We start from the raw sequence: 22,256 nt of genomic DNA, 5'->3' as shown, positions 1-22,256 counted from the left end.
AAAAACAAAAATTAAGTATAAAAAATAAGTATTTATACGTACATTTGCTTCGTAATACTTAATAATGATATTATGATTAAAATAATTGTAGTCGGAAACGGCATGGTAGGTTTCAAATTTTGTGAAAAATTTATTTCGAAACAAGGACAGGAAAAATATCAAATTACCGTATTTGGAGAAGAGCCAAGACGCGCTTATGATCGCGTTCACCTAAGCGAATATTTTGCAGGAAAAACAGCTGAAGATTTATCCATGTCAACAGCAACATGGTACGAGGAAAATAATATCATACTAAACACTTCCGAATTAGTAATTGACATCAACAAAGAAAACAAGACAATTACAACACATTTGGATAAAATCCATTCTTACGATTATTTAGTTTTAGCAACAGGTTCGTCTGCTTTTGTACCACCAATCGAAGGGGTAGAAAAAGAAGGTGTTTTTGTTTACAGAACCATTGAAGACCTTGACGCCATCATGGCTTATGCTTCAAAAATAAAAAAGAATAGCGCTACCGAAGCTGCCGTATTAGGTGGTGGATTATTAGGTCTTGAGGCCGCAAAAGCAGTTCGCGATTTAGGACTAAATCCTCACGTAATAGAATTTGCTCCGCGTTTAATGCCAAGACAGTTAGACAAAGGCGCAAGCAACATGCTTCGTTCTAAAATTGAAGAATTAAACATTAAAATTCACTTAAGTAAATCAACGCAATTCATTGATGGTGATAATGCAATTACCGGAATGATGTTTGAAGAAGAAGAATTACTAAAAGTAGATATGCTGGTTATTTCGGCCGGGATTAAACCAAGAGACGAACTAGGAAGAAGTGCAGGTCTTGAAGTGGGTGTTCGCGGCGGAATTGTAGTGAACAACAAAATGCAAACTTCTGACCCAAATATCTTCGCTATCGGAGAAGTAGCACTGTACAATCACATGATTTACGGATTAGTGGCTCCGGGTTACGAAATGGCCGATGTGGCTGCCGAGCAAATTATGCAAGGCGAAAAAACTATGAGAGAGTCTATCGACATGTCCACTCAATTAAAACTAATTGGAGTTGAAGTAGCCAGTTTCGGAGATCCTTTTATCGAGCATCAGGATGGCACCCCAATTGTTTACGAAAACAAACTAACCGGAATTTACAAAAGAATCAACATTTCTAAAGACGGGAAAAAATTGTTAGGAGGAATCTTGGTAGGTGATTCCAGCGATTATAATAGCTTATATCAAATTTACATTAACGGAATGGCTATTCCTAAAAATCCTGAAGACCTTATTTTAGGAGCAAGAGGCGGCGAAAGCACTTCATTAGGAAGCGTAATGGATTTACCGGATACCGCAGTTATCTGTTCTTGTGAAAATGTAACTAAAGGAACTATCTGCAAATCCATCACAGAAGAAGGTTGCGATTCATTATCGGATGTTATCAAATGCACCAAAGCCGGGACAGGTTGCGGCGGATGTAAACCAATGGTCATTGATTTGGTAAAAGAAACCCAAATCAGTATGGGTAAAGAAGTTAAAGATGTAATTTGCGAACACTTTGCTTACACCCGTCAGGAATTATTTGACTTAGTTAAAATTAACAAACACACTAATTTCTTTGATGTAATTGACCATCATGGTTCCGGAGACGGTTGTGAAATTTGTAAACCAGTTGTCGCTTCAATTTTCTCCAGTATTTATAACGACACGGCTAACAAACACGTAACCACTCAGGACACTAACGACCGATTCTTAGCTAACATTCAACGTAACGGAACTTATTCGGTTGTACCAAGGGTAGCCGGTGGAGAAATTACTCCTGAAAAGCTAATCGTTATTGGTGAAGTTGCTAAACAATTCGACTTATATACCAAAATTACCGGAGCACAACGTGTAGATTTATTCGGAGCTCATTTAAGTGATTTGCCACAAATTTGGAAAATCCTAATCGAAAACGGTTTTGAAAGTGGTCACGCTTACGGAAAATCATTAAGAGCGGTAAAAAGCTGCGTAGGAAACGCCTGGTGTCGTTACGGAATGGACGATAGCGCCGGATTTGCCATCGAACTGGAAAACCGCTACAAAGGAATCCGTTCCCCGCACAAATTAAAAGGAGGAGTTTCTGCTTGTATTCGTGAATGTGCCGAAGCCAGAGGAAAAGATTTTGGAGTAATTGCCGTAGAAGGCGGATGGAATTTATACATCTGTGGAAACGGAGGAGCAAATCCGAAACACGCGGTACTTTTAGCTGAACAAATTGATCGTGAAACCGTAATCAAATATTTAGATCGTTTCTTAATGTACTACATCCGAACAGCTGGACCATTAGTAAGAACAGCAACCTGGTTAGAAAAACTGGAAGGCGGAATGGATTACTTAAAAGAAGTAATTATCGAAGACAGCTTAGGCCTTTGTGAAACTTTAGAAAAAGAAATGGAAAAACTGGTTGGCACTTATGAATGCGAATGGAAACAAGTATTGGAAAAACCTAGATTATTGAAACGTTTCAGCCATTTTGTTAACAGTGACGAAAAAGATGACAACATCGAATTCGTTCCGTTAAGAGGTCAAAAAATGCCAAAAGCCTGGTAATTATCAAATCAAAAGAATTTAAAATATCAACTTCTATGTTCCCTATCCTCTTTGTTGCTCATTGTAAGTATTACACAAAACTCACAACACAATTATAATTTACACTGAGGATAGGTACATAAAATAAAAAATAACACCATGGAAAATATCTTAAGCGAATATAAAACAGTACTACCGGAAGATGTAAAAATTTGGTTTAAAGCAGGAACCGTTGAAGATTTCCCAACTAACCGAGGTGGTTGTATTAAATACAAAAACAAACAAATTGCCGTATTTAATTTTACCCGCCGAAATACCTGGTATGCCTGCCAAAATGCCTGTCCTCACAAAATGGAAATGTTGCTTTCAAGAGGAATGCTTGGTTCAGCCGAAGAAACTCCAAAAATTGCCTGCCCAATGCACAAAAAAACCTTTTCATTGGTTGATGGTTCCTGTTTGAGCGGAGAAGATTACTCAATTGCCACTTACCCTGTAAAAATAGTAGGCGACGAGGTATTTGTAGGCTTTATTGATTAAATTAAATATGTATCTTTGAAGTATTAAATAAATACGACAAATGACAGCCTCAAAATTCCAAAAAGCCATCGAATGGATTGATGCCGAAAACGCACAAGATCCAAACGCAGAAATACACGAATCCGTAAGTTTTCCAAAAGAACTATTATACTCTGATAGAATGTATGCAAAACTTATGGATTTTTCTCCTAATGCTTCCGAAGCAGTCCAAATCGCGGCTAAAGCACAACACATTTGCCGATGGAAAATAGCCCGCGAATCCTACCCAATGGATCGTGTAGGTTACTTAAAATGGCGCGAAGAGTTAAAAAAATTCCACGCCAAAACTACTGCAACCATTCTGGAAAAAGCAGGTTATGACGAGGATTTTATAGCCAGAGTTTCTTTCTTAATCGAAAAAAAACTACTTAAAAAAGACGAAGAAACCCAACTATTAGAAGATGTTATTTGTTTAGTTTTTCTGGAATACTATTTAGCTCCTTTTGTTGAAAAACACGACACCGAAAAACTTAAAAACATCATCCTTAAGACATGGAACAAAATGTCTGACAAAGGACATCAGGCGGCTTTACAAATCAACTACAGCCCTGAAAATCTGCAATTAATAAAAGACGCGCTGGGATTGTAATTAAACATTAGTATGATAAAAGAAGCCAAAGCGTTTTCTGAAAATCTAAATTTTAAAAAATTAAAGCAAATGTATCTGTTTGCTTTAATTACTATTGCCATTACGATTCTTTTGAGTCAGTTGCTCATTCAGCATAACATTAGCAGCCAGCTTAATGATTCCCGACTGATAAATATCTCGGGAAAACAACGTATGCTGAGTCAAAAATTAGCCAAAGAAATTCTTATTCTGAATTCTTCCAGTATTGATTCGAATAAAGAAGCAGCAATTTCAAACATCCGAAAAACACTGGAACTTTGGAAATCAACCCATTTGGCTTTAGAAAAAGGAAACGACAGTCTTCATTTTCCCAGCGAAAAAAGTCCGATGCTTTTAGCTTTATTCAAAGACATCAAACCGAATGTCCTCAACATTGACAAAGCCACCCGAAACTATTTAAACAACAGCAGCCGCAATGGTAACGAGAATACAAATCAGGCTGAAGTAAAAACCATTTTGGACAATGTTGCCGTATTTTTGGACAAAATGAATGTTATTGTAGGACAATATGAGCACGAAGCCTTAGAAAAAGTAACCCGCCAACGCAACATTGAATATGGCATTTTAAGCTTTACTTTATTGGTTTTGCTTTTAGAATTTCTGTATATTTTTAAGCCTACTAATAAAAAAATTGAACTCTTAATTTCTAAATTATTAATTTCAGAAAAAAGAGCTATCAAACTGGCACGCGACACCGAAGCTATTAGTATTATCAAAGAAAATTCAGTAAAAGAATTGAAATCGCTGAATTTTGCAATGGAAAACACTTTATTGTATTGCCGCATCAGTCCGCAGGGAAAAATCATCCACATGGGTGAAAAATTCTCCAAATTATTGCAATACAACCCCTCTTTTGATTCCGACAAAAGCTTTGCAAAAGCACTCACGGCCGTAGAAAAAGAGCAACTGGAAATCGACCGCATTATTGCCGACAAACAAAGAAGCGGCTGGCAGGGAGAACTCAACACCACCGACAGATACGGCAACAAACTATGGCTCGACATGTCTATGATTCCGGTTCGCATTCGCAAAGAAGAATCCGAATTACTAGTGATTTGTTTTAATATTACCGTTCGTAAAAATGCCGAACTGGAAGTAGAACGCCTTAACAGAGAGAACATCATTGAAAAGGTAAATCAACAAAAAATTATTTCAAGTAAAATTGTTGAAAACCAGGAAAACGAACAAAACCGAATTGCACGCGAAATTCACGATGGAATCGGACAAATGCTTACCGGATTGAAGTTTAGTTTAGAAAGTATTAATTTGGATGACAAAGAAAAATCGATTCAGAAAATCGAATATCTAAAAAAACTTTCGCTCGATATTATCAAAGGAGTTCGTACCGCAACTTTCAACCTGATGCCTCCAGAATTGAGCGATCATGGAATTGTTTCCTCGATAGCCAAACTAACTTTGGAATTAGCCAAATTAACCGGTAAAAATGTTCAGTTTTACAACAAAACTGATTTTGATCAAAGACTAGATTCATTAATCGAAATCAACATTTACCGTTTAACTCAGGAAGCGATAAACAATGCTATAAAATATGCCAACTCGTCACATATTATTGTGCAACTTTCCCACAGCAACAAAATACTTAGTATTACCATAGATGATAACGGAAAAGGATTTGACATTAATACCGTAGAAAAAAAGCGCAATAGCGAGTCCGGAATGGGCTTATTATTCATGAAAGAACGCGTGCAATACATCAACGGAAGAGTATTTATCAACTCTATTCCCGGAGAAGGAACCCGAATTACTTTCAATATTCCGATATAACACTAGAAAAAATACGTAAAAAATACGTATATTGCACTACTTTTGACTAAATACGTAAATTTTATATTCTTAAAAATAAGTAAGTTATGAATCAAACCATTCGAGTTGTCCTTGCTGATGATCATTTTTTTGTAAGAGATGGTATCAAATCACTTTTAGAAAGCGAAAAAAACATTGCTGTTGTTGGAGAAGCAACTGATGGACAGGAGGCTTTAGAAGTGGTTGCAACTACTAACCCTGACTTATTAATTGTTGATATCAGAATGCCACATCACACAGGAATTGAAGTGGTTGAAAAATTACGCAATCAAAATAATCCCGTAAAAATCATTGTACTGTCGATGCACGAATCGGAAGAGTATGTTTTAAAATCAATTAAAGCAGGTGCCGACGGTTACTTATTAAAAGGTTCCAGCAAAGAAGAATTTTTGAAAGCACTGCATGCTGTAGCCAACGGAGGAAAATATTTTACCGGAGACATCTCCTCTATTTTAATTAATCAATTAACGAATACGACGGCTTCTTTAGAGCCTAAACCGGCTCTGGCTGAAGATTTAACAATTACCAAAAGAGAAAAAGAAATCCTTACTTTATTATTGTCCGGAAAAGGAAATAAAGAAATTGCCGAAGCTCTCGAAATTAGTAAACGTACCGCCGAAGTACACCGTTTTAACCTGATGAAAAAACTGAAAGTCAAAAACTTAATGGAACTTTCCAACAAAGCCACCGAATATTCTTTAATATAATTATCAGAAAAAACTTCCTGAAATCTTAATCTTAGGAAGTTTTTTTATTATTTGTCACAACAAACTACTCATCATCCGGTTCAATATGAATCAAAACATGACCCAACTCCGGAATTTCTTTTCGCAACGTATCTTTTAAAATATGCGCCAATTGATGTCCCTGTTTTACCGAAATTTCAGCTTTTACAATCGCATGCAAATCTACATGATATTTCATCCCTGATTTCCTGATAAAACATTTTTCAGTCCCCATTATCCCATCGACTTTTACAGCCTCTTTTCGAATATGCTCGATTAAATCATCATACAAATGTTCGTCCATAATTTCACCCAAAGCAGGACGAAAAATCAAGTAACTGTTATAAAAAATAAAGCAGGAAGCAAAAAGTGCCGCCCAATCATCAGCCGACTCATAACCTTTACCTAAAATTAAAGCAATAGAAATCCCTATAAAAGCAGCAACCGAAGTAATAGCGTCACTACGATGATGCCAGGCATCAGCCTTTAAAGAAGAACTATTGGTTTCAATACTTCGCTTCATTACTTTTTGAAAAGAATACTCTTTCCAAATAATAATGGCTCCTAACACAAACAAAGTCCAGGATTTAGGCAAATCATGTGGCGCCTGAATATTAGCGATACTTTCATAAGCAATAACAGTAGCCGAAGTGATTAAAAAACCAACCACCAAAAAAGTAATCAAAGGCTCGGCACGTCCATGTCCATACGGATGATTTTCATCTGCCGGACGGTTAGAATATTTTATTCCAAACAACACTAAAAGCGAAGCAAAAATATCAGTGGTAGATTCAATTCCGTCAGCAATTAAGGCATAAGAATTGCCAAAAAAACCTGCTAAGCCTTTTATAATTGCTAAGCAGGTATTTCCTATTATACTAAAGTAAGTTGCCTCTACGGCTGCTTGTTGTTGTTTACTCATATTATTTATTCAACACGAACAATTTTAGCTCCAATAGCTCTTAATCGTTCATCGATACGCTCATAACCGCGGTCAATTTGTTCGATATTCTGAATTGTACTGGTTCCTTTGGCAGAAAGCGCTGCAATCAATAAAGAAATTCCCGCACGAATATCAGGAGAAGACATGGTAGTTGCTTTTAAAGTTGATTTAAAATCATGCCCGATTACCACTGCTCTGTGTGGATCACACAACATAATTTTGGCTCCCATATCAATTAATTTATCTACGAAGAACAATCGGCTTTCAAACATTTTTTGATGAATCAACACATCTCCTTTAGCCTGAGTAGCCACTACCAAAACAATACTCAACAAATCCGGAGTAAAGCCCGGCCAAGGTGCATCGGCAATAGTAAGAATAGATCCGTCGATATCGGTTTTTACTTCATACCCATTTTCATGAGTTGGGATATAAATATCATCACCACGACGCTCTAAAGTAATTCCTAATTTTCTAAAAGTATTCGGGATTAATCCTAAATTTTCCCAGCTAACATTTTTGATGGTAATTTCACTTCTGGTCATTGCAGCAAGACCAATCCAGGAACCAATTTCAATCATATCCGGAAGAATACGGTGTTCGCAACCGCCTAATTTCTCAACTCCTTCAATAGTTAACAAATTCGAACCAACACCAGTAATTTTGGCTCCCATAGAATTCAACATTTTACAAAGCTGTTGCAAATAAGGCTCGCAGGCAGCATTATAAACCGTTGTTTTTCCTTTTGCTAAAACAGCTGCCATTACAATATTAGCAGTTCCGGTTACCGAAGCTTCGTCTAAAAGCATATCGGTTCCTTGAAGACCTTCTTCCGGAGATTCTACTCCGTAAAAGTGATCTTCGCGGTTGTAGCGGAATTTTGCACCTAAATTGATAAACCCTTCAAAGTGAGTATCCAATCTTCTTCTTCCAATTTTATCTCCTCCCGGTTTTGGAATATAACCTTTACCAAAACGTGCCAAAAGTGGTCCTACAATCATAATCGAACCTCTTAAAGCGCCACCTTCTTTTTTGAAAGCTTCTGTTTCAAGATAACCCACATTTACTTCATCCGCTTGGAAAGTATAAGTACCTGAACCGTTCTTAGTTATTTTTACACCTAAATTACCTAAAAGGGTAATCAGTTTATTGATATCAATAATATCGGGAATATTGTTAATGGTTACTTTTTCCGGAGTTAAAAGTACAGCACACAAAATCTGTAAGGCTTCATTTTTTGCGCCTTGTGGAGTAATTTCTCCTTTTAAACGGATTCCTCCTTCAATTTTAAAAATTCCCATATTCTTTTTTTAGTTTTTCTGAGTTACTGAGATTCTAAGTTTTTCTTCAAAAAAGACCTAGCAACTTTATTGATTTTTTTGATTGTTATTTTTTTGAAAAGACTTTTGTTTTCCCTGTCCTTTATTATTTTTATTATTCTGATTTTTATTAGACTGTCCCTGAGAAGAAACTTTATTAGACATTCTCTTATTGGTACGCAATAAATCAGTTGTATTAATAAGCTCTTCAGAACTTTGTAATAAATTCAATTTTCCCCCTGACAACTCGTAAAGATGTTCAAAAATCACATCATCTTTCACCGTGTCTTTGTTCCAGCTTAAATAAGATTTTTTCATGTGATTGGCAATTACTTTTACCAAAGCACTTTTCATCTCGCCTTCCTCCCACTTATTAGCAACATCAATCATATATTTGATATTGTTTCCGTAATAACGGTATTTTGGGAAATTTTGAGGATATTTTAAAACTTCCGGTTTGAGTTGCAAAACCTCTCTGGAAGGAATTGGATACGGTGATTCGACATCCAATTTAAAATCTGACATGATAAAAAGCTGATCCCAAAGTTTATGCTGAAAATCAGGAACATCTCTCAAATGCGGATTTAAACTCCCCATAACCTGAATGATATATTTGGCTGCTTTATTTCTGGTTTCAGCATCTTCAATTTCGGTAGCCTGGTCAATCAGTTTTTGCAAATGACGTCCGTACTCAGGAATAATCAAATGCGGACGCTCGGCATTATACTCCAAATGATGCACCACATCATTCGCATTTTCTTTTATATATTTCTGATTCATATTTTTGGATTGATTTAAAACTTTTGCAGAAAAAAGACTCCAAAATAGTCTTTCCTGACAAAATTACAACGAAATTATTCCCTCAATAACGGATACTTCAAGATACTTATCAATAACTGCCTGAGGACTTTCCATCTGAACATCAATGGAAACACTGGTAAACTTTCCGGTTTTAGACTGCGTAGTTTTAATAACCGCTCCCATACCGTCAAAAGCCTGTTCCACCTGTTTAATTTTTTCGTTGTCTGTTGGTACAATAAATTTAAACAAATATATAGCCGGCCAGGTATTACTTTTTTCTAATTCGGCTTTTAATCTATCGAAAAATTCCTCCGTTTTCTTATCCATCTTGTCTTTAAAAAATAAAGCAAATATACGGTTTCAATTCTAAAATATAAATTCTCCAATATGATTTTTAGCAAATTCGTGATTTTGATTCCTCTTATTTTAAAATTTCTAAATTAGTTTGAGTAAGTTTGCTTTAAATTCTGTTTTTTAGCCCCGAAAAAATAGGCTGCTATTTAATTTTTAGCATTCAAAAAACGAATTAATATTTTTGCAATTGCATGTCTGAAGCTTTACAAATCCTACAAAAATACTGGAATCACAGCAGTTTTAGAACTCCACAGGAAGAAATTATCAATTCGGTTTTAAACGGAAAGGATACTTTTGCACTCATGCCTACCGGCGGCGGAAAATCCATCTGTTTCCAAATTCCGGCACTAATGCAAAAAGGAATTTGCTTAGTCATTTCGCCTTTAATCGCTTTAATGAAAGATCAGATTGCCAATTTACAAAAACGCGACATCAAAGCCATTGCACTTACCGGCGGAATTAAATCAGACGAAATTATTGATCTTTTAGACAATTGTCAATACGGAAATTACAAATTCCTATATCTTTCTCCGGAACGACTGCAATCGGACTGGATTTTAGAACGCATTAAAAATCTGCCGATTAATTTAATTGCTATTGACGAAGCGCATTGTGTTTCGCAATGGGGACATGATTTTCGTCCTGCTTATCTAAAAATTTCCAATTTAAAAATACATTTTCCTAAAGTCCCTTTTCTGGCATTAACTGCCACAGCCACTCCCAGAGTAAAAGAAGACATTATTACAGAACTGGGATTACAACATCCGCAATGTTTTGAAAAATCATTCGAAAGAAAAAACATTGCTTATATGGTTTTTGAAATCGAGGATAAACTTTTCAGAATTCAACAAATTTTAAAGAAAAACCTCCAGCCTTCTATCATTTACGTTAGAAATCGAAGAGCCTGCACTGATACTGCAGCACAACTCAATTCACTGGGTTTCAAAGCCACTTTTTACCACGGAGGCTTGCCTACCAAGGAGAAAACCAAAAACATGGAACGCTGGATGAACGAAGAAGTTCAGGTTATGGTAGCTACGAATGCTTTTGGAATGGGAATTGACAAAGCCAATGTTAAAACCGTCATCCACATTCAACTGCCCGACAATCTTGAAAACTATTATCAGGAAGCGGGTCGGGCCGGAAGAAATAACGAAAAAGCTTTTGCTATTTTACTCAGCAGCCCGTCGGATATTGCTCAAACCGAGAATCAATTTTTAAATATTTTACCGGATAAAAAATTCTTAAAAGAGGTTTTTATCAAAATTTGCAACTATTTTCAAATTGCTTACGGCGAAGGCATCAATGAACAATTTTCCTTTAATCTGAACCAATTTTGTATTCGTTACCAATTTCCGGTTTTAAAAACTTTCAATGCCATTCAGTTTTTGGACCGTCAGGGAATCATTAGTTTATCACAGGAATTTTCAGAAAAAATAAGTCTGCAATTTATTATTTCTTCTAAAGAAGTCATCCGCTACATCAGCCTGAGTCCAAATGACGAGGAAATTATTTTGGCAATTTTAAGAGCTTATCCCGGAATTTACGATATGCAAATCAAGCTGAATCTTCCGTTTATCGCTAAAAAATCCAATCACACGGAAGCCGAAGTAGTTACTGTTTTAGAAAAACTACAAGAAAAACAAATTGTAGCGTATCATTCCAAAAATAATGATACAACTCTAATTTTTAATGAAATTCGCGAAGACGACAGAACAATTAACCGCGTTTCAAAATATCTTGAAAACCAAAATCAGTTAAAAAAAGAACAGTTTGAAGCGGTTTTACACTATATAAAAACAGATGATCGCTGCAAAAGTCAGCTGCTCTTAGCTTATTTTGGAGAAAAACAGACTACTAATTGCGGCATTTGTACTTATTGTATTCAACAAAAAAAGAAAAAAGAAACCAATAGTTCTCTTTCAAAAAAAATACTCGAATTACTAGAAACAGCTGATTTAAGTTCCAGAGAAATCCAACTTAAACTCGATAATCCTTCAAACGATGTTATCTTTGCATTACAAGAATTATTAGAATCTGAAAACATTCTGATAAAACCAAACAATAAATATAGCCTGAAACAATAATGGAAAAATTACGAATTGTATTCATGGGAACCCCTGATTTTGCAGTAGGAATCCTTGACAGTATTTTAAAAAACAACTACGAAATAGCTGCTGTTATCACCGCAGCCGACAAACCCGCCGGTCGCGGACAAAAAATAAAATATTCAGCTGTTAAAGAATACGCTTTAGCAAACAATTTAAATTTACTTCAGCCAACTAACTTAAAAGACGAATCTTTTCTTGCCGAATTGAAAGCGCTTAATGCCAATTTACAAGTAGTGGTTGCCTTTAGAATGTTGCCTAAAGCAGTTTGGGAAATGCCAAAACTAGGCACTTTCAACCTGCACGCTTCACTGCTACCTAATTACAGAGGAGCCGCCCCCATTAACTGGGCAATTATTAACGGAGAATCTAAAACCGGAGTTACAACTTTCTTTATTGATGATAAAATAGACACCGGAGCGATGATTCTGAGCAAAGAAACCGAAATTGATCCGAATGAAAATGCCGGACAACTTCACGACCGATTAATGAATATTGGAAGTAGCACTGTAATTGACACCTTAACCTTAATTGGAAAAGGAGAAGTTAAAACAACGATGCAAACTGATGATGCTGATATTAAAACAGCCTATAAACTCAACAAAGAAAACTGCAAGATTGACTGGAATAAATCGGCTACGGAAATTAACAATCTAATAAGAGGATTAAGTCCTTATCCGGCTTCCTGGTGTTTTTTTACCGACAAAAATCAGGAATGGAATGTAAAAATTTATGATTCCAAAATAATTAAAGACTCTCACAACTATACTGCCGGGACAATTATTAGTTCAAAAAAAGAATTAAAAATTGCCGTAAAAGAGGGTTTTATACAAATATTAAGTTTGCAATTTCCGGGAAAAAAGAAAATGACAACCGCCGAATTACTCAACGGAATCTCTTTTTCGGAGGAAGCAAAAGCGCTTTAAACTCAATAAAAACAGGCTAAAAGAGCTAAAAAAATCGTCAAAATGCACTATGTTATGAACAAAAAAAACAAGTTATTAACAAAACAAGGTAAAATCCGTCAAAACACTTGTGAGGTCTGTATTTACTGCTAAATTTGTTGTAGTAACAATTTATTTTAACCAACAATTAATAACTCTTATTATGAACAAATCAGAATTAATCGATGCTATCGCTGCTGACGCAGGAATTACTAAAGCAGCTGCAAAATTAGCTTTAGAGTCTTTTTTAGGTAATGTAGGTGACACTTTGAAAAAAGGTGGAAAAGTTTCTCTTGTAGGATTTGGATCTTGGTCAGTTTCTTCAAGAGCTGCCAGAGACGGAAGAAATCCTCAAACTGGAAAAACAATTCAAATTGCAGCTAAAAATGTTGTAAAATTCAAAGCTGGAGCTGAATTAGATGGAGCTGTTAACTAAGGATTTGTTTCTAAAACCTAGTCAATATAAAAAACCCTCAATTGAGGGTTTTTTTATGCATTTTACCGATTATGTTTGGATTTTTTTATTTTTTTTTCTTAAATTTAATAAATAAACACACCAAGTCATGATTTCAGAACCATTAATAAAAGGACAATTACTTATTGCTGAACCTTCAATAATTGGAGATTTATCATTCAATCGATCTGTGATTTTACTAGCTGATCATGACAAAGACGGATCAGTTGGTTTTATCATTAATAAGCCGTTGAAATACACCATTCAAGACTTAATTCCGGAAATTAATTCCCATTTAAAAATATACAACGGAGGTCCGGTAGAACAAGACAATCTGTATTTTATTCACAATGTTCCGGATTTAATTCCTAACAGCATTGAAATTTCCAACGGAATTTACTGGGGAGGTGATTTTGAATCTACTAAATCACTCATCAACAGCGGAAAAATAAACAAAAACAACATTCGTTTCTTTTTGGGTTACACTGGCTGGTCCGAAAGCCAATTGCAGAATGAAATGGACAATAATTCCTGGATCATAACCTCTAACAGTTATAAAAATAAAATTATAGGAAAATCATCTGCTCATTTCTGGAAAGAACAAATTTTAGAATTAGGAGGCGACTATTTAATTTGGTCGAACGCTCCTGAAAATCCCTATCTTAACTAAAAGTTACACTAACAACTTCGTTTAATTTAGAAACTAACTTTTGAGACAAATCTGTTTTAAAAGTTTTTTTTCTGTATTTAGTTATCGGCTGAATTCCTTTTATAACATTGGTAATAAATAATTCATCTGCTTTTTGAAGATCAAACGGAGAAATTACTTCTTCAGTCACTTCCAAACCTTCAATTGTTTTTGCTAATTTCAAAAGTTGTTTACGCAGCACACCCTTCACACAACCTTCTGAAACAGGAGGAGTTACCAGCTTATTTCCTACAAGCATAAAAATATTCCCCTGAATGGCCTCTACCACATTTTTACTATCATTCAACAACAAACAATTATCAAGCCCATTTTCACTGGCAAAAATACTAGCCGTAACATTCAGCAATCGATTGGTTGATTTTATTGAAGACAACAACTGCTTGGTCACATAAAAATCTTTAAACAAGTCAACCTCATATTCTTTTTCGTCAATTGCATACAAAGTCGAATCCAAAGCTATGGCATGAATTAAAAAGGAAACCGTTTTGTCTATTGGCAAATAATAACCTCCGTCATTTCTAAAAACCGTAACACGAACGCGTGCCACATTAGAAATCCCCAGTTTATTAGTTAACGTAAGAATTTGTTCTTCAAAATATTCCATTGTAAAATTCATCGGAATCTCCATCCGAACCACACGCATCGAAGCCATTAATCTAAAATAATGATCCTCTAAATACAACACCTGAGAATTTACAATTTTTACTGTTTCAAAAACAGCATCACCATACAAAAAACCTCTGTTTTGCGTTAATATATTTGATCCCTGAGTTACTAAAGTTCCGTTGAAATTAATCATAAAAAAAAGCCCTGAATTTTGTTCAGGGCAAATATAAGCTTTAAAAAATAGAATTTACTATACAGAACCTAAGAGATGTTTTAAATCTGAAATTTGGTTTTCCCATAATTGTTTAGCCTCATCAATTTCGTTTTCTTCAGCAAAATCAACAATCATTAGAGAAACATCTTTGGTCAACTCATCTTCCAAAATATGCAATTCAAAAAAATAATCGGTATCTTTATTAGCCGAATCCACCCATTTAAACTTTACTTTTTCTCCTGATTTTTTAGAAGCTAATCTGGCTTTTTCTTCAGAATCATTCCATATAAAAGTAAAAAACTCTCCTCTGGAATTTACATCATCAGCAAACCATTCCGACAAACCGGAAGGAGTAGAAATATATTGATACAATAATTGCGGGGAAGAATTTATAGGAAATTCAATTTCGTAACGTACTTTAACATCCATAAAGGTCAATTTATTTTTTTTCGAATATATAGAATATAATGTCTAAAAAAAAACGTTTTGAAAAATATTTTTTTTCTTCATTTTTTACTTGCACGATTTATTTTTATTCCTATCTTTGCACCCGCAATCAGGAACAGAAAATCCCTGAGTAATTGGCGAGGTAGCTCAGTTGGTTAGAGCGCAGGATTCATAACCCTGAGGTCACGGGTTCAACTCCCGTCTTCGCTACAGACTTAACGTTTTGAAAATCACGGATTAGTGCAAACTAATCCGTTTTTTTATGTCTAAACTTTTAGTACTTTTACAAAACGTACACGATATCGTACACGATTTACCCATGAAATCTAACTACTCTGGACCACATATTTACACTGGAAATATCAACATAAAAGCTTGGTCTAAACTTTCTAAATTAGAACAAGAAGAAGCTTTATCAAAAGAATGGTATGTTTATTATTCGTTTAGAAATCCCTTAACAGGTAAATTGGTTCGTCAAAGCAATATAAAAACAGGAGTTAACAGCCTTAAGACTAAACAGGAACGTTATGAAAAATTGACACAAATAAAAGATAGTCTTCTTTTCCTGTTAAAAAAAGGATTTAACCCTTATGCTGACAATTCCGTTTTAGAAAAAAATACACTACAAAAATTAGACACAGAAATTAATAGATCAACAACTGCTACTATTATCCCAACAAAAAAGAATTCCGAGACTACTCCTATTATAAAAACAAAGAAAACTACACCTGAATCTAAAAAGGAAAAAACAATCAAAGAAGCATTTCAATTTGGATTGAAAATCAAACAAAATGTTTTAGGCGCTACTTCATATAGTGGTTTTCAAGGCAGAATAAATCGATTCCTGCATTGGCTTGATCAGAATGGAAATAGTTCCGATAAAATTTCAACTTTAGACAAAAAGACCTTTATCAATTACTTGAACTATGTATTGGAAAACACCAGTGCGAGCAATCGAAACAATACAAGAACTGACCTAAGTTCTATTGTTCAAACATTAGTTGATAACGAAATCATGACGGACAACTACCTAAAAAGCATTAATGTCCTCAAATCAGCACCGGAAAGAAATAAAACCTATTCTATCACACAAGAAACCGACATACTTAAATATGTTCAAGACAACGACCCTGTCCTCTTATTATATATCCAATTTATTACCTACAATTTTTTAAGACCCGTTGAAGTAAACCGACTGAAAATAGGAGATTTGGATCTTGAAGGAAAAAAATTATTTGTTAGAGCTAAAAACAAAGCTGTCAAAGTAAAAATCATCCCTCAAAAAATTATTAATCTTCTACCTGATTTATCAAATATGAATCCTGAGCACTTTCTATTTACTCCTAATGCGATTGGGGCAGAATGGGAAGCCGAAGAAAACAACCGAAGAGATAACTTTTCTAAAAAATTCAAGGTAGTAAAAGATCATTTCAATTTGAATAAGGATTATGGTTTGTATAGTTTTCGACATACTGCAATAACCAACCTATATAGAGAAATTAGAAAAACAAAAACTCCACATGAAGCTAAAAGTGTTTTAATGGGAATAACAGGTCATCAAACTATCGAAGCATTAGAAAAATACCTCCGTGATATTGATGCTGAATTACCTGATGATTATTCGCATTTGTTGAAATAAATTAAAAAATCTTTTAAAACTACTCCATATTTCATTTTATTAACTCATAATTGTTAACAATAAAATTCCTTCATCAATCTTATATTGTGTATTTTTATAAACCTTATAGTTTAATTTTTATCTGGGTTTTCAAATACCACTTTTAAATATAGACTGACTAATAAATTAAATGAAAAAGAGATCGAATTTATTGATAAGAGTTAAACAAATTAGAATATGGGAAAGGAGAAAGAAAAAATTAATGATGAAATAATTCGTCAAGAATGGGTTGAATATAGAAATTCCGTAACAGAAAATAAAAGTAAGAGCCAAGATGATTTTGAGAAATATATTAATCTTCTTGCTTCAGGAGGTTTAGTTCTTTCGTTAACATTTTTTGAAAAAATAGTCCCACTAGATAAAGCAGTCTGCAAACCATTTGTAATAGCAGGAATGTTTCTAATGGTTGTAACGCTACTCTCTAATCTCTACTCACATCATAAGTCTATACTAGATTCGGATTTAACAATTAAAGAAATAGATGAAAAACAATATGATAAGATTTTTAAAAATATAAATAAACGAAATAAAACAATAAATATACTAAATAGTGTATCCATTTGGGCACTAATCATTGGTATACTTTCTTTAATAACTTTTGTAACAATAAATATTTACAACATGGATAATTCAAATCAAAGCAATAAGCCAAGACCACAACAACCACCAAAGCCTTTAACTGAAGAAAAAAGAGGGAGAGCTACTCCTCCACCTCCCAGACCTTCAAATAATCCTAAAAAATAAGATAATGGACAAAAAAATAAATAAACTCTTAAATGATGTACTTAAAGAAGTTGAAAAAATAGACCAATCTGGAGTAAATATTATTGCTGGAAGAATTGTTCCTACACCATCAAACAAATTAAAACCAAAGGTCGTAATCAAACCTAAGGATAAGAAATAACTCCAAAGATTTATTTAATTTATATTTAAAGAGAATAAAAACAGTTGAACAAAATTATTTTTTATGTATTTACAAAATATAAAACTCTGGAATTTTAGACGATTTGGTTCTGATGGAGAATTCAATATTGATAATCCAGATTTAAATTTAAATCTTAATAAGGGATTAAATGTAATTATTGGTGAAAATGATTCGGGAAAGACCGCAATAATTGATGCTATAAAACTTGCTCTTAAAACACATAGTTACGATTATATTAGGGTTGAAGATAAAGACTTTTATAACAATTCAAATCGATTTAGAATTGAATTTGTTTTTAGTGGACTAATTGCAGAGGAGGCTAAAAACTTTACTGAATGGCTTGGGTGGAATGGCTCGGGAGAAAATGTTGTGCCATATTTGAAAATAAATTATGACGTAAAAAGACAAGGTAAAAAAATATTACCGTCTGATTTAAAAGCTGGTGCGGATGAGGATGGTTATCAATTAACAGCTGAAGCAAGAGAATATCTTAAAGCTACATATTTGAAACCGCTAAGAGATGCGGAAAACGAATTAATTGCGAAACGCAATTCAAGATTATCTCAAATTCTTTTAGGAGATTCTGCATTTAAAGGGAAAGAAACTGACCATGAACTTGTAACTATATTTGAAAATTTAAGTAGAGAAATTGATAAATATTTTAAAGGTCAATTTGAAATTTCAACAACGAATGAAAAAGGTGAAGAAGTAACTATTTCACCACAAGAAGGAAAGGTTATTAAAGACAAAATTGATGGATATATTAAAGGGTTTTATAGCAATGAATATGAAGCTGAATTTAAAGCATCATCAAATGATATAAAAAGTATTCTTGAAAAACTAACCTTATTCTTAAAAGATGAATTAAATCCTGGACTGGGAACACTTAACAGGTTATTTATGGCTGCTGAATTACTTCACTTGAACAAATCAAATTGGAGTGGTTTAAGATTAGGTTTGGTAGAAGAATTGGAAGCCCATCTTCACCCACAAGCCCAAATGCAAGTTATAGAGTCTCTTCAAAAGCAGAATGCAATACAATTAATTCTAACCACACATAGTCCTAATCTAGCATCTAAATTAAAACTCGAAAATTTAATTATTTGTAATAATGGTAATGCTTTTCCAATGGGGTCTGACTATACAAAACTAGACCCCGATGATTATAAGTTTTTAGAAAAGTTTCTTGATACAACAAAGGCTAATTTATTTTTTGCAAAAGGAATTATTTTAGTCGAAGGATGGGCAGAAGAAATACTAATTCCTAGTATTTCAAAAAACATAGGTATTAATTTAACTGAGAAAGGAATTTCAATTGTTAATGTTGGTAGTCTTGCATACAGTAGATATGCGAATATTTTTCTTAGAAAAGAAGCCCCATTAATGACCATACCAATAGCTATTCTTACAGATTCCGATATTAGGGAATACGAAAAGGTGCAAGTTGGAGGTGAATCTGTATATCAAAAAAGAGATTTAGCAACAATAAAGGCAGAAACAGACCAAAAAATTTCTGATTTAGAAGCTAAATCAGAAAATAATGTACAGTATTTCATAGCTCCAAATTGGACTTTAGAATATTCATTATTCAAATCAAATAGTTTAACAAATACATTACAACTCAATACTAAATCTATTCATACAGGAACAGATTGGGAAACAGATTTTGAAAAATCATTAGCCGAAAAACTTATTAATAAAGGTTTAAAAAAAACAGAGATTGCTTATAGAATTGCTAATACTATTGATGAGGACTTAAAAAACTATGAAGAAGGAAAGATAGATGTAAAAACTATAAATATTGTGACTAATGATGAAACGGACAGTATTAATTATCTAGTAAAAGCCATAAACTATGTTACAGGAAATTAATATAACTGACGAAGACATACTTTATTCTGAAAAGATTCTTCTACCTGAAGGCAAAACCTTTGATGATGAAAGAAAAGAGTTTATTCGTAATTTTAATACATTAGATTTACAAGCTGTTCCAGGAAGTGGAAAAACTACCACACTATTAGCAAAGCTTTTAATACTAGAGAATAAATTACCATTTTCTGATGGGTCTGGAATCCTCGTGTTATCTCATACAAATACTGCAATTGATGAAATAAAACATAAGATACAAAAGCATTGTCCAAAATTATTTTCTTACCCAAATTTTATTGGTACAATTCAAAGTTTTGTAGATGAATTTTTAGCAATTCCTTTCTACACTTCTAAATTTAAGAAAAAGCCAATTAGAATAGATAGTGAGATTTTTGATGAAATAGCAAGCATTCGTTTTCAAAATTTACCAAATTCCGGTGCAAAATCTTGGTTATTAAGACAACACGACCCCGAAAACTTCTTTAAAAATTTAAGATTTGATGTTAACTTAAATTTATTAAAAGGAATGAATGGAGATATTTGTTTAAGAAGCGATACTAACTCAGCAACATATAAAACATTCTCAACAATTAAATCTCAGATATTAAAATCTGGGTTTCTAAATTATGATGATGCATATTTCTTGGCAGAACAATATTTAAAACACTACCCTGAGATAAAGAATATTTTACAAAAACGTTTTTCTAATGTCTTTGTGGATGAAATGCAAGACATGGACACTCATCAATATAATTTATTAGAAAAATTATTTTTTGACGAAGGAAATAGTCTCTCAAATTTTCAGCGAATTGGTGATAAAAATCAAGCTATTTATAATTCAGTAAAAGTCAATGAAATCTGGAATGATAGAGCAGAAATTTTAAGACTAAGTGGAAGTCAAAGACTTAGCAAAGCAATAGCAGATATTGTCTGTGAATTTGCATTACATTCCAATGATGATTTTGAAATCGTCGGATTAAATGACTGTGAAATAAAACCTCATATTATAATTTTTGAAAATTCATCAATTAATAATATTATTCCACATTTCACACAACTCGTAAGAAATTTCAAAGAAGATGGCAGTTTAATTGATTTTGATAAATATCCTGCTAAAGTAGTAGCATGGAATACTGAATGGAAAGTCCAAGCTGATAGAGATAATATTTCTAAACTTAGACTTGTTGATTATTTTAATGGTTTTAAAAAAGATAAACAAAAACCTAAACAAGACTATAATTGCTTAAAAAGCTATCTCCTATTTTATGATAAGAACAAACTAACACTAGAGCCAATTCGAAAAAACATATTAAATGCTTTTTTAAAGATATTGCGCCTCGAAAATATAAATGGTGAAGATGGGAGAACCTTCACAAAGAAGAAGTTAATAGATTTTATAAAACAAAAAGATTTTAGCTCACATGAAGAATTTAGTTTAAATATCTACAATTGGTCTATTGGTCTAATAAAGGGAAAAACAAATGAGATTTGGGATGAGATGAAAGAATATGTTCCGGTTTTTTTTAATCTTTTTTCAGATTCTCAACTTTCGACTAGCTTAAATTTCATAACCACTGATGTTGGGGGTATTATAATTGAAATTGAGGAAGAACCTGAAACTACAAACATTTATAAAGAAGACGGATTGGAGATTGAAGTAACGAGTGTACATGCGGTAAAAGGACAAACACACTGCGCAACCTTATATTTAGAATCTTTCTTTGACAGAGGCTATGGAAATTACGAATCTGAAAGGCTAAAGAATCAATTTTTAGGGACACAGACAATATCTCAAACTCTTGCCGTCGTTCCAAACAGCCATGATAAAATAATACAATCCGCAAAAATGGCATACGTTGGATTTTCAAGACCAACTAATTTTCTCTGTGTAGCAATTCATAAAAGTAGATTTAATTCCTGTTTATCTACTATAGATAGAAACAAATGGGAAGTAATTGAATTATAAAATTTAAGGAATGATAAAGTTCACAAAAGAGAAAAAAAGAATTATAGCCACCTATATACCTTACGAAAATTCTAGTACAGATTGGATTTTTGACAGGTTTGAACAAGATGACGAAGTAACTTTTAATAAAGTATATAATTTTAAAAAAGAGAATTTAAAAGATAAACTAAAAAGTAAGAAAGAAAAAAAGATTGAAGATATTTTTAGCATTGGTAAAAATGAGGCAATCGATTTTATTTTCGCAAAATTAGAAGGAGATTATTACAAAGTTGAAAAGAGTATTTTAATTGAAAAATTTGATGTTTTTTTTCACAAAGAAATTGAGTTAATCAAAGATTTTTTTATTGCTGAGAGTGACATTTCAATTTTTAAAAAGATTGAGCAAATAATAGATGAAGATATATATATATTGGAGGTAGTAATTCAAATGCAATTTCTGAAATTGATTTTAGAGGTATTATAAATGACTTTCCAAGTAAATACGAAAAGAAATTATACTCCGAGGCAAGATTAACCAATGTAATAAAAGAATTTTTTGCAAGTACAATTAATGCAGAAAAGAAATTTGAAAAATACATTGACAAAAAAGCAACTAACAAAGGCGAAA

Annotated in this window: 21 protein-coding genes and 1 tRNA gene; 16 read left to right on the top strand and 6 right to left on the bottom strand. The window is 33.3% G+C overall.

Going from position 1 to position 22,256, the window contains the following annotated elements:
- The first annotated feature begins 72 nt into the window (after positions 1 to 72).
- The 5 genes from nirB to H599_RS0112690 all read left to right on the top strand — a co-directional run bounded on the left by nirB (position 73) and on the right by H599_RS0112690 (position 6,294).
- Entirely contained in the window at positions 73 to 2,580 is a 2,508-nt protein-coding gene (nirB, locus tag H599_RS0112710) for a nitrite reductase large subunit NirB (protein ID WP_026714479.1), read from the top strand.
- 138 nt (positions 2,581 to 2,718) lie between these two features.
- Positions 2,719 to 3,096, top strand: a complete 378-nt coding sequence (nirD, locus tag H599_RS0112705) for a nitrite reductase small subunit NirD (RefSeq protein WP_026714478.1) — start codon at positions 2,719 to 2,721, stop codon at positions 3,094 to 3,096.
- Positions 3,097 to 3,136: 40 nt separating this feature from the next.
- Positions 3,137 to 3,724, top strand: a complete 588-nt coding sequence (locus tag H599_RS0112700; protein WP_026714477.1) for a DUF4202 domain-containing protein — start codon at positions 3,137 to 3,139, stop codon at positions 3,722 to 3,724.
- A 12-nt stretch (positions 3,725 to 3,736) separates the two neighbouring features.
- A complete protein-coding gene (locus H599_RS0112695) occupies positions 3,737 to 5,548 on the top strand; it encodes a sensor histidine kinase (RefSeq protein ID WP_026714476.1) in 1,812 nt (603 codons plus the stop codon).
- Positions 5,549 to 5,634: 86 nt separating this feature from the next.
- Positions 5,635 to 6,294, top strand: a complete 660-nt coding sequence (locus H599_RS0112690; protein WP_026714475.1) for a response regulator transcription factor — start codon at positions 5,635 to 5,637, stop codon at positions 6,292 to 6,294.
- 64 nt (positions 6,295 to 6,358) lie between these two features.
- Here H599_RS0112690 and H599_RS0112685 read toward each other — a convergent pair whose 3' ends face one another.
- The 4 genes from H599_RS0112685 to H599_RS0112670 form a co-directional block, all read right to left on the bottom strand.
- Positions 6,359 to 7,234, bottom strand: coding sequence for a cation diffusion facilitator family transporter (locus H599_RS0112685; protein WP_035141602.1), 876 nt, complete (start codon positions 7,232 to 7,234; stop codon positions 6,359 to 6,361).
- Positions 7,235 to 7,239: 5 nt separating this feature from the next.
- On the bottom strand, positions 7,240 to 8,556 hold the full coding sequence (murA, locus tag H599_RS0112680; protein ID WP_026714473.1) for a UDP-N-acetylglucosamine 1-carboxyvinyltransferase: 1,317 nt from the start codon (positions 8,554 to 8,556) through the stop codon (positions 7,240 to 7,242).
- 66 nt (positions 8,557 to 8,622) lie between these two features.
- Positions 8,623 to 9,354 carry a DUF4290 domain-containing protein gene (locus H599_RS0112675; RefSeq protein WP_026714472.1) on the bottom strand — a complete coding sequence of 244 codons (732 nt, stop codon included), beginning with the start codon at positions 9,352 to 9,354 and terminating at the stop codon, positions 8,623 to 8,625.
- Positions 9,355 to 9,417: 63 nt separating this feature from the next.
- Positions 9,418 to 9,702, bottom strand: a complete 285-nt coding sequence (locus H599_RS0112670; protein ID WP_026714471.1) for a DUF493 family protein — start codon at positions 9,700 to 9,702, stop codon at positions 9,418 to 9,420.
- Positions 9,703 to 9,920: 218 nt separating this feature from the next.
- Here H599_RS0112670 and H599_RS0112665 point away from each other — a divergent pair, with 218 nt between their 5' ends.
- The 4 genes from H599_RS0112665 to H599_RS0112645 all read left to right on the top strand — a co-directional run bounded on the left by H599_RS0112665 (position 9,921) and on the right by H599_RS0112645 (position 13,905).
- Complete coding sequence (locus H599_RS0112665) at positions 9,921 to 11,816, top strand: RecQ family ATP-dependent DNA helicase (RefSeq protein WP_026714470.1); 1,896 nt, start codon at positions 9,921 to 9,923, stop codon at positions 11,814 to 11,816.
- Positions 11,816 to 12,763 carry a methionyl-tRNA formyltransferase gene (gene fmt / locus H599_RS0112660; RefSeq protein ID WP_026714469.1) on the top strand — a complete coding sequence of 316 codons (948 nt, stop codon included), beginning with the start codon at positions 11,816 to 11,818 and terminating at the stop codon, positions 12,761 to 12,763. Before H599_RS0112665 ends, fmt begins: the two co-directional genes overlap by 1 nt.
- A 181-nt stretch (positions 12,764 to 12,944) precedes the next feature.
- Positions 12,945 to 13,217: an HU family DNA-binding protein gene (locus H599_RS0112655; protein ID WP_026714468.1), complete on the top strand. Its 273-nt coding sequence runs from the start codon at positions 12,945 to 12,947 to the stop codon at positions 13,215 to 13,217.
- Between the two features lie 127 nt (positions 13,218 to 13,344).
- On the top strand, positions 13,345 to 13,905 hold the full coding sequence (locus tag H599_RS0112645; RefSeq protein ID WP_026714467.1) for a YqgE/AlgH family protein: 561 nt from the start codon (positions 13,345 to 13,347) through the stop codon (positions 13,903 to 13,905).
- On the opposite strand, the gene H599_RS0112640 is transcribed toward H599_RS0112645, so the two are convergent.
- Both H599_RS0112640 and H599_RS0112635 read right to left on the bottom strand, forming a co-directional pair.
- On the bottom strand, positions 13,898 to 14,743 hold the full coding sequence (locus H599_RS0112640) for an aminotransferase class IV (RefSeq protein WP_026714466.1): 846 nt from the start codon (positions 14,741 to 14,743) through the stop codon (positions 13,898 to 13,900). The two genes, H599_RS0112645 and H599_RS0112640, sit on opposite strands and share 8 nt — an antisense overlap.
- A gap of 57 nt (positions 14,744 to 14,800) precedes the next feature.
- Complete coding sequence (locus H599_RS0112635) at positions 14,801 to 15,193, bottom strand: START-like domain-containing protein (RefSeq protein WP_026714465.1); 393 nt, start codon at positions 15,191 to 15,193, stop codon at positions 14,801 to 14,803.
- Positions 15,194 to 15,347: 154 nt separating this feature from the next.
- Here H599_RS0112635 and H599_RS0112630 point away from each other — a divergent pair.
- From H599_RS0112630 to H599_RS19730, 7 genes are all read left to right on the top strand, one after another.
- Positions 15,348 to 15,421: transfer RNA gene (locus H599_RS0112630), tRNA-Met, on the top strand.
- A gap of 52 nt (positions 15,422 to 15,473) precedes the next feature.
- Positions 15,474 to 16,850 carry a tyrosine-type recombinase/integrase gene (locus tag H599_RS0112625; RefSeq protein WP_026714464.1) on the top strand — a complete coding sequence of 459 codons (1,377 nt, stop codon included), beginning with the start codon at positions 15,474 to 15,476 and terminating at the stop codon, positions 16,848 to 16,850.
- Positions 16,851 to 17,066: 216 nt separating this feature from the next.
- Positions 17,067 to 17,633 (top strand): hypothetical protein, encoded by a 567-nt coding sequence (locus tag H599_RS0112620; protein WP_026714463.1) that lies wholly within the window; start codon positions 17,067 to 17,069, stop codon positions 17,631 to 17,633.
- 4 nt (positions 17,634 to 17,637) lie between these two features.
- A complete protein-coding gene (locus tag H599_RS20795; protein ID WP_155960784.1) occupies positions 17,638 to 17,793 on the top strand; it encodes a hypothetical protein in 156 nt (51 codons plus the stop codon).
- A gap of 63 nt (positions 17,794 to 17,856) precedes the next feature.
- Complete coding sequence (locus tag H599_RS0112610) at positions 17,857 to 19,686, top strand: ATP-dependent nuclease (RefSeq protein WP_026714462.1); 1,830 nt, start codon at positions 17,857 to 17,859, stop codon at positions 19,684 to 19,686.
- Positions 19,670 to 21,649 (top strand): UvrD-helicase domain-containing protein, encoded by a 1,980-nt coding sequence (locus H599_RS0112605; protein WP_026714461.1) that lies wholly within the window; start codon positions 19,670 to 19,672, stop codon positions 21,647 to 21,649. The genes H599_RS0112610 and H599_RS0112605 overlap by 17 nt, the downstream gene beginning before the upstream one ends.
- 10 nt (positions 21,650 to 21,659) lie before the next feature.
- Positions 21,660 to 22,112 carry a hypothetical protein gene (locus H599_RS19730; protein ID WP_035141599.1) on the top strand — a complete coding sequence of 151 codons (453 nt, stop codon included), beginning with the start codon at positions 21,660 to 21,662 and terminating at the stop codon, positions 22,110 to 22,112.
- Positions 22,113 to 22,256: the final 144 nt, after the last annotated feature.

Origin of the sequence: Flavobacterium daejeonense DSM 17708 (assembly GCF_000425425.1) — a bacterium.
Taxonomy (GTDB): Bacteria; Bacteroidota; Bacteroidia; order Flavobacteriales; family Flavobacteriaceae; genus Flavobacterium; species Flavobacterium daejeonense.
This window is presented reverse-complemented; position numbering and strand designations above follow the sequence as displayed.